Origin of the sequence: Paenibacillus pasadenensis, assembly GCF_023715725.1 — a bacterium.
GTDB lineage: Bacteria > Bacillota > Bacilli > Paenibacillales > Paenibacillaceae > Paenibacillus_O > Paenibacillus_O pasadenensis_A.
Genome location: NZ_JAMBOT010000004.1, coordinates 85,569 through 98,018, shown reverse-complemented (window position 1 = coordinate 98,018; position 12,450 = coordinate 85,569). Strand labels below are relative to the sequence as shown.

Genomic DNA, 12,450 nt, shown 5'->3' with positions numbered 1-12,450 from the left:
CTTTTTTTGGTTCAGTTGACGGCGTACCGGTTCTGATATTGAGCCAATACGCGCAGCGGCCATATATAGCGGCTGCTCTCGTAATTTAAATAAACATGCCCTGGAAAAGCGCCGCCGGCGGGGTAGACGCTGCGCCAATCGTTAGCTTCAAGCAGAGAGCAGAGGCAAGCGATTCCGCGATCGATGGATGGCTGCGGCGAATTGGGGTGAGCGAGCAGTCCTTCCAGCGCCCAGGCTGTTTGGGATGGCGTGCTTGCGCCGAGCGGACGGTAAATGCCGTCAACGTCGCTGGAGCAGGATTCGCCCCAGCCGCCGTCTTCGTTCTGGACGGACAGCAGCCATTGCATACCCCGGTATAATGCGGATGCGCTTTTTGGCGCTTTAACGGCAAGCAGACCGCTCATGGCCGAGCCAGTGCCATGCACATGCGCGATGCCCCAGCGGCCGAGCCAGCTGCCTGACCGCGTCTGCTGGCTGAGTATCCATTTGGACGCTTTTTCGATCGCATCCATACCGGGATGAGAACCGTCCTCGGCATGGAGCGCGGACGCCAGCCAGCTCGGCAGCGGAGCTCCGGCTTGGCTGGCCCATTGAAGCGTGCGTGCGGTTAAATCCACCGTTGGAGGATCAGTCACAATTTGCGCGCTTTGCTCAAATTGAATCAGCCCGATGAGCGGACTGCCGGATTCGCGCTCAAATGCAGGCCAGCCTCCGCTGCCATTTTGCATCGACCATATCCAGCGGCCCCCGCGCTCCTGCGCTTCGCTGCTCCAGTAGGAGGCGCCCTTTCCCGCGCGCTGCAAAAAAAGCAGTGCTGCCGCGCTGTCGTCGACGTCGGGATAACGCGTATTGACGCTGCTGAACCCCCAGCCTCCCGGCGCAGCATCGGGGTTGCGCCTTTTCCAGTCGCCCGCCTCGGACTGCTGGCGCGCCGCCAAAAAACGGGCAGCGGACTGCAGCGGGGGATGCCCGGCCGCCATGCCGTGTTCGAACAAGGAGCTGCCGATCATAGCCGTGTCCCATACGGTAGAGTCAGCAATCTGTAGATGCGAGAGCTGCGAATGCGGATATTGCCAAACGAGAGAACGGATTCCGTCCAGTCCCCGGACAATCGTTTCATGGTCAGGTTTATAACCGATCGACAGCAGAGCGGCAATCATAAGAATAGTCGAGGTGGAATAAGTGAGCAGCGTGCCGTTTGGCTCAATTCTCTCTGCCATATAACGCTCCGCCCGCTTGAGCGATGAAGGATAAAGCGGCGAATGTCCCGATGACATTGCTTCCAGTATACCGGAGAGCGGCTCCGGCAGCAGGGGAGGCAAACGAAAGCTCCGTTCCTCTCCCGCAATGAGCTCTTGCAGCACGGGCAGCTTTCCTGCGCCAAGCTTATAACCGCCGGAGCTGAGCATCAGCACGGGAACCAAATGCGCCCGCGCGTGTCCGGACAGGTCGAACAGGCTCAGCGGCAGCCAGGATGGAGCAAGCAGCGACTCCACCGGAATACGCAGAGCCTTCGGCCAGGGCAGCTGCCCGGTCATGGCGAGCAGCACCTGGGTCATCATAGCGCGCACTTCGCCGAGGCCGCCTTTGGAAAGAATGAAGCGCCGAGCTTTGACTAGCGCGGGATCGCCGTACCGGTACGTCCCGCATGCAAGCAAAGCGTAATAAGCCTCCACACTGGACTCAAGATGGCCTTCCCGCTGGTCGGCATACAGCCGCCAGCTGCCGTCTTCCTGCTGCATGGAGGCGATTCGCGCCGAGATACGCCGGATCAGCTCCTGATCCTGTTCGCCGGGGCCAATCGACTGGAGCAAAATGAGCAGGAAGGCGTCGCTCATCACTCCGCTTTCGCAGCAAAGCCGCCAGGAGCCGTCCGGGCTTTGGCGCTCCAGCAGCTCCTGCTGCAGCATGAGAGCGCTTGCCGCAGCAGTGCTTATCAAATCGGTCATAATTCACCTCCGCGACGGATGTGGGATAACCCGTTACATTCAGGCAAGCATTACGGCAGTTTGGGTTTACATCCAAGCAATTGGCTTATCCTATCATATGCTGAAGTATTCCAGAAAAAGGAGTGAAGTGAAATGGGTATTGGAGCAGCAGGTTGGGGCAGCACGGGTGTAATTCTCGTTCTTTTCATTCTTCTTGTCATCATCGCAAGTGTATTTTGCTGGGCCGCTTAATTGATGCACATTCGGGCTGAAATCCGGCAAAAGGCTGCGCATCTCCGCTGAATGGCGGGGGGCGCAGCCCTTTTGTTTTCATACAATAAATTTCGTTAGCCGGCCGGTTTGGCAAAAAAGCGTTTCAGCGCATCGTATACCTCGCTTTTGTCCCGGATGACAGAGTAGAGAAATTTTTTGGTCTGGATATGCTTGTAAGCCGACATGAGCGTGCTGCTGCGGTTGTATTGGTTCACTTCGCCATAGCCGAACATATTGGAGCGTTTCATCAGCTCTTCAATCAGCTTGACGCATTTTTCGTTGTCGGAGGTCAAATTGTCCCCATCGGAAAAGTGGAATGGATAAATATTCCAGTTAGCGGTCGGATATCGGCTGTCGATGATGTCCAGCGCTTTCTGGTAAGCAGACGAGCAGATTGTGCCGCCGCTTTCGCCGCGCGTAAAAAACTCCTCTTCCGTAACTTCCTTAGCCTCCGTATGATGGGCGATGAACACAATTTCAACATGCTCGTATTTGCGGCGCAAAAATTTGGTCATCCAAAAAAAGAAGCTGCGGGCGCAATATTTTTCAAAGGAACCCATGGATCCGCTCGTGTCCATAAGAGCAAGCACAACGGCGTTGGAGTGCGGCTTCATGACTTCCTGCCATGTTTTATAGCGCAAATCCTCCGGCGTAATGCCGCCGATTCCGGTGCGTCCGGCTCCTGCGTTGCGGCGAAGATTTTCCAGCAACGTCCTTTTTTTATCAATATTGCTCATAATACCCTTTTTGCGGACATCCTGAAAGACGACATCGGTCGCCTGCACATTTTCCTTCTGCTTCTGCTCCAGTCTTGGCAGCTCCAGCTCCTCGAACAGCAAATCCTCCAGCTCATCCATCGTGACCTCGGTCTCCACGTAATCCTCGCCCGCTTTGTCTCCGGCTCCTTGGCCTTTGCCCGGACCTTTGGCGGAACTGGGATCAACGCCGAGCACGTCTCCGACTTGGGAATCGCCGTTTCCTTGTCCCACATGCTGCTTTTTATTGTAGTTGTAGACGAAACGGTATTCGTCAATGCTCTTTACGGGCACCTTAACGGTTTCTTTGCCGTTGGACAAAATAATGCTCTCGTCGGTAACGATATCCTTGAGATTCTGCTTGATTGCATCCCGAACCTTCTGCTGATGCCGGGTCTGGTCCTGGTAGCCTTTGCGGTGCAGGGACCAGTCCTCGCGAGATACGATAAACAACGGTTCCGACATAGCCGTTCACCCCGCTTTATTCGTTTTCAGAGCCTGTTGGACCTGTTCTCCAATTATATTCGAATGGAGTGGAATCAGACCGGAAGAGACGGAGGAGAAACGATTGTCCTGCAATGAAATATTTTTGCGCCAATTAAACCAAATGTAAATATGTTTATCTGAACGGGATGTTCGGGAGAAACACCCCTAATTATTCAATAAATGATTGACAAATTAGGAGAAAAACTTTACGATTCGATTACAAGAGTTGGCGCAAATTACCGATAGATTAAAGCATTAAATCTTAGTTTTATCCTTATAATTTGGGCCAAATTTTGTTAGAGCGACCAAATAGGCGAGGTGATGCTTTCATTGATAGCCGGTTCACCCGTTACTGCATGATTCGCAGCACTGCAATTATGCCCCACCGTAATTTTCATTCGCCTTAAACATCAGTTGCTCCACCTTCCTTTCCTGAAATGCCATTCAAAATGTACACATACTCCAGTAGTAAGATTTAAAGTTCGACAACGTAGACCAACATAGGGGAAAACGCTTAAAAAGAGATTTGGGTCAGCTTTTCAGGTATATGAAAGCGCTTTATTATCGTCTTAATACTTACTTAGGGGGAACAGGGATGAAAGGAAAACGATTAACGGCGCTACTGTTGGCTGCCGCAGTTGCAACGCCGATCGGCGCATGGGGAGGAGCTACCCCGGTTAACGCGGAGCCGACTGGTTTTAAAGCAGGCAGCTTTGATGACTGGTTGTCTTCCGAAGCGGTCAGCTCGGTGCGCGCAAACAAGCTTCAGGATATAAAAGCCGTTCTGAATGAGGACAAGCTGTACGTGCTCGTAAACGGAACCGGGCTGGAGAAAGACAAAACACTATATTTGAATACGGATTCGGACGAGGCCACCGGTAGCAAGCTCATTTACTGGAATGGAGGCGTTGGTGCAGATTACAAACTATTTAATGACAAGGTTTATCGTTACGAGAATGAAGGCTGGACCGAGCAGGGAATGGCTCTGATGGCGGTCTCACCAAGCGGCGTTGAATACGAGATCAGCATGTCCCTGCTCGGAGGAACGGCACCGGAGCGTTTGAAGCTGGGCTTTGAAAGTGACGGATATGCGCTGCCGGAATTGGGCGAAACGACGATGAGCGTGCGGCTGACCAAATCGTCCGGGGGAGACCCGGCTCCGCAAGCTCCGGCGACGGTAACAATTGACGCCTACGGCACGGAATGGACGGATGTTCCGCCGCTGATTGCAAGCGATGACGGCAAAACGACGCTGAAATATGCGGTTGGCAACGGAAAGCTGTATTTTTTGGCGCAAGGCCAGCTTGATTCCGGGGAATTCCCCAACCTGTGGGAGCATGTGCTGCTGGATATCGACCGCAAAGCCGCTACAGGCAATTCCATGTGGGCTTGGGCAGGCAAGTTAGGCTCTGAGCTTCTTGTCCAGGCAGGTAGCGTTTACGTGCCAAACGGAAACGGCGGCTGGAATACAGCAACAACTGAGCTCCAATATCAAAGCGGCGGAACCGGCGAAAACAAAACGATTGAGTGGAGTCTGCCTTTATCGGAGTTGAATGCCGGGTCTGCAAAAAGCATCCATATGGGCTATCTGAGCAATACTTATGCTTTGCCTGCGGCTAGCGGAGATCCGCTTGAGCTGTCGCTGATTGAACAGCCGCGTATTAGCGTTGACGGCGACGCGGTGGATTGGGGCGCTGTGCCAGTCCTTTCAACGACTACAGAAGGCACCACCCAGGTTAAAGCCTATGTCAGCAACGGCAATCTTTACGGACTGATTACGGGTAAAATCGACAACGGAGAATTCCCTGCCCTGTGGGAGCATTATTTGCTTGATACGGACAAAAACGCCAACACGGGGAACTCCTCGTCAGCTTGGGCGGGCAAGTTCGCGGCGGATTTCCTTGTCCAAAACGGGTTTCTATACATGTCGAACGGCAGCGGGGGCTGGACCAATACGGCAACCAGTTTCCCTTACGAGCGGTCCGGCACCGGCGACAACAAAGTGATTGAATGGGTGCTACCGCTGGAGGCAATCGGCGTTACAACACAAAAAACCATTCATACCGGCTTTAAAAGCAACACCTATACGGCTCCTCTGCGCACCGGTGATCCGGCAATTATACCGATCGTGAATGAAGCCGCGCAGATTGTGGTCGACGGATTGGACTCCGACTGGGCGGATGTAGAGGTGGGGGCAACTGCGCGCCAAACTTCTTATTCTCTGCAGGCGGCTCAGGATGAAAAGAAACTGTACATGCGAATCACCGGCGAGAAGCTTGATCTTCGCAATATTTACTATATTAATAGCGGCAGCGGCAATTCCGGTAATTCGGACTCGCGCAAGTGGGAAGGGGCGGCCTACGATTACAAAATCGAAAAGGGCACTCTTTACGCATACAACGCAGCGCAAGCCAGCTGGGACGAGCGCGGTCAAGTGCGTTTGAATGCCGGGGACAACTGGGTTGAAATCGCGCTTTATCTTGAACAGATTGGCCTGAGCGCTCCCGGTCCGGTGGAAATTGGCTGGCTTCAGCGCGGAATTGCCGAGGTTCCGGCTTCCGGCTCGCCTATGCTGACCGTGAATCAGACGAGCTTTACTCATGATGACGGTATTTTCTATCCTCGCGAGAGCTTTGAGGTGCTGAACAACCCGTTCATGGGCTGGGCCGCATGGGCGAGGAGCAGCAGCCATCCTGAAGGGACGCCTTATGAGCAGCAGCATAGCCTTGTTTACGTCGGAGTTAGCTGGAGAGAGCTTGAGCCTGAAAAAGGCGTATTTGATTGGGAAGGCGTCGAAGCGAAATACCAATTCGATTATTGGAGATCGCTCGGAAAAAGAATCAATCTGCGTCTTGTTTTGGATACGCCGACCGGCGAGCCGCATATGGATATTCCGGATTGGCTCTATGAGGAGTTGGATGCAGCTGGAGATCCGGGCACCCATTACAATGGTTTTACCCGGGATGTTCGTGCAGGCTTTAGTCCAAATTACGACAGTCCTATTCTCATCCAAGAACACAAACGAATGATTGACGCCGTAGCAGCTCGTTACGACAACGACTCCCTCATTGCTCATCTTCAGCTGGGCAGCTTGGGCCATTGGGGAGAATGGCACACTTGGCCGGCAGGTACGGGAGTATTCCCTAAGCTTAGCGTGTCGAACCAATACGTCCAGCACTATTTGGACGCTTTCAAAAATATTCCATTAGGAATGCGCAAGCCGTTCCCAGTTGCAGAAGAAAATAATATGGGCTTGTTCAATGACGTATTTGGCATTAAATCCAGCACGGACGAATTCATTGGCTGGAGTAAACAAGGCTGGAGCGGCATCGTGGAGTTTGTGGACGATCCGTCCCAAGCGAATGAAGTATTGGCTGCATCCGTAATGCCGGATTACTGGAAAACGAATTACTCCGGCGGCGAGTTTGCAAACGGCGATGCAGAAAGCTTCCTCACGGACGATACGATTATGGAGTCGCTTCGCCAAATGAGAGATAGCCATACGACTTGGCTCGGTCCGTCATCTCCGGCCAGAACTCCATATGGAACGGAGATTCAATCCAATATTGATGCAATGCAGCGTTTGATGGGCTACCGTCTTGTTGTTGAAGCGGTGAAAAGCAGTCCGGCTGTTAATGCTGGCGCCCAATTAACGGTGGAAAGCATCTGGAACAACAAAGGCGTAGCGCCTTTCTATCAGGACTGGAATATCGAATACAGCCTGCGCAACACGGTTGGCGAAGTGGTGTACAACTATCAGGATACGGCGACCGACTTGATCAATCTGCTGCCAGGACGTCACAACGTGAGCGCTGCGCTTCAGCTTCCGGCTACGCTGAAAACTGGAACGTACCAGCTTGAGGCTGCAATTATTGATCCATCGACGGGCCAGCCGGGCGTTAAATTGGCAATTGGCGGCGAGCAGAGCGATGGGCGTTATAAAATTGGAAGCGTGGCGGTAACGGGAACGGACTCAAGCTCCACCCCAACGCCAACTTCTACATCTACACCAACGCCAACGCCAAGCTCAACTGCAACACCAACAGTAACACCAACTCCAACTGCAACTCCAACTGCAACACCAACAGTAACACCGGTCACAACTCCTGGTCCAACAGCAACACCTAGTCCTACTCCGGGCTTGGATGATAAAGTGCAACTGGTTCAGTCCCCTGCCCTGACAGGAGGTAAAGTCGTTCTCACGCTTGAAGCGGGCAAAACAATCCTCCAGCTGCCGCTTTCGGCGGAAGCGCTCAAAGACAGCCCGGCCATTATCGTAAAGTCGGGAGATACGACATTTGAAATTCCCGGTGATGTATTAAAGCAGGCTAAAGGCCAAGCGGCTGGCGGTGCGGCAAGTTTGTCCATCGGTATCGAAGCGCTGGCAGGCAATAAAGCTCAATCGGCTGCCTCAGCTTACGGCTTGAGCCAAAAAGCGACGGTAAAACCAGCAGCAGCTGGTTTCAGCGTTAAGCTGGCTGTGAAGGAAAATACTAAATCAAGTGAGCTCACCCGTTTCTCGGCGCCGATCTCCGTTATTTTGCCTGGAAATGTGGATCAAGCCTCGCTCGTTAATCTGTATCAAGTTGAAGCTTCTGCGCTGAAGCTGCATCCGGCGCGCCTTGTTGGAGGCCAGCCTGCTGCAACGATCAGCGGGCCGGGAGAGTACGTATGGCTGAATTACAGCAAATCCTATGCGGATTTGGCGCCAAGCCACTGGGCAAGCAATGCGGTGGCTGAGCTTTCCGCCAAAGAAATCATTAAAGGCGACGAGAAGGGCCGCTTCCAGACCCGCACTCCGGTGACAAGAGCGGAGTTCACCGCGATGCTTGTCCGTATGCTGCAGCTTCCGCAGGCAACGGACAAAACGAAGCCTTTCCGCGATGTTCCTTTAACGGCATGGTTCAGTACTGAAGTTGCCGCTGCGCAGGAGGCGGGACTTGTTAATGGAAACGAAGGCGTTTTTGAGCCAGGCCGTTCCATTAGCCGCGAGGAAATGATTGTTATGGCGGTTAGAGCCGCTAAACAGCTTGGCCTGCAGCTAGACAGCACTGAGGAAGGCGCGGCTTTTGCCGACACCGCCGCTATCTCCGGCTGGGCAGCGGAAAGCGTCCGCGCAGCTGCAGCGCTGTCGCTTGTTGCAGGTGATGCCGAAGGTTCCTTGCGTCCTAAGGATGGAGCTGTTCGCGCGGAAGCTGCTGTTATGCTGGCTCGCATCTTGCATCTGCTAAACCGTTAATTTTTTGTTGGAGCTTTAAAATCAATTGAGAATAAGTATAGGAATAGAAACGGGAGAAGCTGAGCTCAGCTTTCTCCCGTTTTTGTTAAATCGTAAGCGCCGCCTGCTTCGGAAACTTGTGAGCAAGGAAAAGCCATTCGACATACCGGAAGTGAAAACATTCGGGGGCGCAGGCTCGCTTCCGTAAGGACACCGAACGACCTTACGGAGCAGGCAAAACCGAAGATCGGCCTCCGTAAGGTCGCCAAACGACCTTACGGAACAGGCAAAACCGCAGAATGACCTCCGTAAGGGCGCCGAACGACCTTACGGAACAGGCAAAGCCGCAGAATGGCCTCCGTAAGGGCGCCGAACGACCTTACGAAGCAGGCAAAACCAAAGATCAGCCTCCGTAAGGTCGTCAAACGACCTTACGGAGCAGGCAAAGCCGCAGAATGGCCTCCGTAAGGGCGCCGAACGACCTTACGAAGCAGGCAAAACCAAAGATCAGCCTCCGTAAGGTCGTCAAACGACCTTACGGAGCAGATAAAGCCGAAGAGTGGCATCCGTAAGGACGCCGAACGACCTTACGGGGGTCAACCCTCTTTTTGATCAATGAAGAAAATATTTGGCGCAAATAAAACGAAACCTCATGAAATGGAAACGTTGACAAATTGTCTGAAAGAACATGAATTTGAGGATGAATTGAAGCTTAAAGCGTGATAAATGAGCTGATTTTATACTAAGCAAATAATTGGCGCAAAATATTTAAAAAATCAGCCAAAAATTGTTGACGTTTTTTTAATGTTTGGGCTATAATCAGGTTATGAAAAGGCTTAACTTTGCTGTCGACGGTAAAGGGATTGGCGCAATCATGATAAATGGAGAGTGCTCAACATGAACAAGCTAAGAATGGCTTTTATCGGGGTCGGCGATATGGGATCGCATCATTGCATCGGATTCGATCTTCTGCCCGATTGCGAAGTGAAATACATCTGCGACGGCAATGAGGCCAACGTGCAGAGAACGCTGGTTGAGCTGAAAAACTCCCAGCCGGTCATTTGCAGCGATTATAAGGAACTGCTGAATGCGGAAGATATCGATGCGGTTGTGATCGCCGTGCCGAACTACCTGCACCGCGAAGTTGCGGTAGCCTTCCTGGACGCAGGCAAACATGTTTTCTTGGAAAAGCCTGTTGCGCACACGATTGAAGATTGCGACGCAATCATTGAAGCAGCCGAGAGAAACAAACGTTTCCTGCAGATCGGCCTTGTGTACCGTTATTCCAATGTTTATCGCCGCATGGAGAAGGAGCTTTCCCGCGGCAAGCTCGGCGAAGTCAAGCTGATGTGGTGCAAGGAATTCCGGGATCCGTTTCCTCCAACCGAATGGTTTTATGATAAAAACCGCTCCGGCGGAGCGCTTGTTGAGAAGGATTGCCATCACTTCGATATTTTCAACTGGATGATTGGGTCCCGTCCAAAGCGGGTATTCGCAACCGGGGGACAGCATGTGATGAAGCAGGGCGAGTCCAACCAAATTACAAACTCGTACACGCACTATCCAACGAAGGAAATCAAGGATGTATCGATTGTCGATCATGCCTTTGTAACAATTGAATATGAGAATGGCAGCAAGGCAAATCTTGGTTTGTGCATGTACCTTAAGCCAAGGAATTTGATGGGCGAGGGATTGGAAATCGGTCTTATTGGCGACAACGGAGCTCAAATGGTCGTCCGCAACGACAAAACGATCGATATCGTCGGCGGCGCAGACTCCACGCATGAGCATCTTGATATCGATATTACGACGGATTCCATCATGGGCGGTCATACCGGCGGCCAAACGCAGCGGGTTGAATTTGTGCAATGCATCCGCGAGGGCAAACAGCCTTCCGCTTCGGCTCAAGTGGGCCGGGATGCGCTTCTGGTCGCACTTGCGGCTGAAAAGTCCATCGTCGAGGAGCGGTACGTCTACTTACACGAACTAACTGGCGAGGGGTGGAAACATGAAAGGCAGCTTGAGAAAATTTGACACTCCGCTGTTCTTCCTTTATATCGCGCCTTGGCTAATCGGATTTATGCTTTTTTTCCTTATTCCTTTTGGAACTTCGGTGTATTACGCATTTACGGACGCTCGCTTGCCGGGGGCGGCGAATTACAACTTTGTCGGGTTTGATAATTTTGTCGACATGTTCAATAACCCGACTTTTGGCAAAAGCTTGTTCAACACCTTCTACTTTGTCGTCATCGGGGTGCCGGTTGTTACAACCGGTATGCTGCTGATCGCAATGCTGCTTAATCTCAACGTTAAAGGAATCGCTTTATTCCGTGCCTTTTATTACCTGCCAACGCTCGTTCCGATTGTAGCGACGGTCATTATTTGGCGGCTCGTATTTAACTCCGAATTCGGCGTCCTAAACGCATTTCTTTCCCTGTTCGGGCTTCCAAAGACGGATTGGCTAGGCGGAGAAAATACAATTAAGCCGGTTATTATTCTGCTTCAAGTGTGGATTTCGGGCAGCGGCGTGTTAATCTTCCTGGCCGCACTCAAAAACGTCCCAAGACATCTGTACGAAGCGGTTAAAATTGATGGCGCTTCCAGAACCCGTGCATTTTTTACCATCACGCTGCCTATGATTAGCCCATCGATTCTGTTCGTCGTTATCATTCAGACGATGTACAACTTCCAGCTGTTTACCGAAGCGCTGCTCCTTTCCAAAGGGGGGCCGAACTACGCCTCCTACACCTTTGTCTACAACATTTACAAATCGGCCTTCACTGACCTGAGATTCAACATGGCCATGACGCAGTCCATCTTCTTGTTCGCAATGATCTCGCTTATCACGTTTGTGCTCATGAAGCTGTCTAACCGCTTTGTGTACTATGAAGGCGAGAAATAGGAGGAGTCCCCACCATGGACAGACCGCAACCGAATGGACTTAAAAACCTGGGGAAGTATTCGCTGCTCACCGTAACGCTTGCCTTATTTGTAGGGCCATTGCTCTGGATGCTTTCCACCATGCTCAAAACAAAGACAGAAACGTACCAAGTCCCGCCTTCCATCATCCCGGATCCGATTACGCTGGAGTCGTTTAAGAGATTATTTTCGGTACAGCCTCTTATGTGGAACTGGATCGGCAACTCATTTACGATTTCAATTCTGATTGTTATCGGCGCCGTCATATCCAGCTCAATCGTAGCTTACGGTTTCTCCCGCTTTCACACGCGCCACAGAATTTATCTTTTTCCAATTGTACTCGCTACGCTGATGATTCCGCCTTCCATCATGATGATTCCTTCCTATGTGCTGTTCACGAAGCTGGATTGGATCAACACTTGGCTGCCGCTCATCGTGCCGGCTTGGCTTGGTGGAGCGTACTACATCTTCCTGTTCCGCCAATTTTTCATGACGATTCCCCATGAGCTGGATGAAGCGACTTATTTGGACGGCGGAGGGCGCTGGACCGTTTACAGCAAAGTAATCATGCCGTTGTCCAAACCGATTGTCGTTACAACCGTAATTTTTGCCTTCGTTAACTCTTGGCTGGATTTTCTGGGACCGTTCCTGTATCTCAAAGAAAACACAAAGTTTACGCTCAGTGTAGGCCTGCAGCTTCTGATCGGCCAAACAAGCCAGGACTTCCCGGCCCTTGCGGCGGGCGCGTTTATCAGCATTATCCCGATTGCTCTGCTGTTCCTGTTTGCTCAACGCTACATCGTTGAGGGGGTGGTGCTGACCGGTTCGAAAGGGTAGAAAGATGGGCAATATTAGAACGATTATATTTTGT

7 protein-coding genes are annotated in these 12,450 nt (G+C 52.0%); 5 read left to right on the top strand and 2 right to left on the bottom strand.

From position 1 onward, the window contains the following. Positions 1-11: 11 nt before the first annotated feature. On the bottom strand, positions 12-1,949 hold the full coding sequence (locus M3223_RS11865; RefSeq protein ID WP_251561609.1) for a prenyltransferase/squalene oxidase repeat-containing protein: 1,938 nt from the start codon (positions 1,947-1,949) through the stop codon (positions 12-14). Positions 1,950-2,081: 132 nt separating this feature from the next. On the opposite strand from M3223_RS11865, the gene M3223_RS11860 reads away from it, so the two are divergent. Then, positions 2,082-2,180: a YjcZ family sporulation protein gene (locus tag M3223_RS11860; protein ID WP_251561607.1), complete on the top strand. Its 99-nt coding sequence runs from the start codon at positions 2,082-2,084 to the stop codon at positions 2,178-2,180. A gap of 95 nt (positions 2,181-2,275) precedes the next feature. Here the strand turns inward: M3223_RS11860 and yhbH are convergent, their stop codons facing one another. After that, entirely contained in the window at positions 2,276-3,421 is a 1,146-nt protein-coding gene (yhbH, locus tag M3223_RS11855; protein WP_251561605.1) for a sporulation protein YhbH, read from the bottom strand. A gap of 616 nt (positions 3,422-4,037) precedes the next feature. On the opposite strand from yhbH, the gene M3223_RS11850 reads away from it, so the two are divergent. The 4 genes from M3223_RS11850 to M3223_RS11835 all read left to right on the top strand — a co-directional run bounded on the left by M3223_RS11850 (position 4,038) and on the right by M3223_RS11835 (position 12,416). Continuing rightward, complete coding sequence (locus M3223_RS11850; RefSeq protein ID WP_251561603.1) at positions 4,038-8,681, top strand: S-layer homology domain-containing protein; 4,644 nt, start codon at positions 4,038-4,040, stop codon at positions 8,679-8,681. Positions 8,682-9,557: 876 nt separating this feature from the next. Continuing rightward, entirely contained in the window at positions 9,558-10,694 is a 1,137-nt protein-coding gene (locus M3223_RS11845) for a Gfo/Idh/MocA family protein (RefSeq protein ID WP_251561601.1), read from the top strand. Beyond that, on the top strand, positions 10,669-11,562 hold the full coding sequence (locus M3223_RS11840; RefSeq protein WP_251561599.1) for a carbohydrate ABC transporter permease: 894 nt from the start codon (positions 10,669-10,671) through the stop codon (positions 11,560-11,562). Before M3223_RS11845 ends, M3223_RS11840 begins: the two co-directional genes overlap by 26 nt. A gap of 14 nt (positions 11,563-11,576) precedes the next feature. Then, positions 11,577-12,416, top strand: coding sequence for a carbohydrate ABC transporter permease (locus tag M3223_RS11835; RefSeq protein WP_251561597.1), 840 nt, complete (start codon positions 11,577-11,579; stop codon positions 12,414-12,416). Positions 12,417-12,450 lie beyond the last annotated feature (34 nt).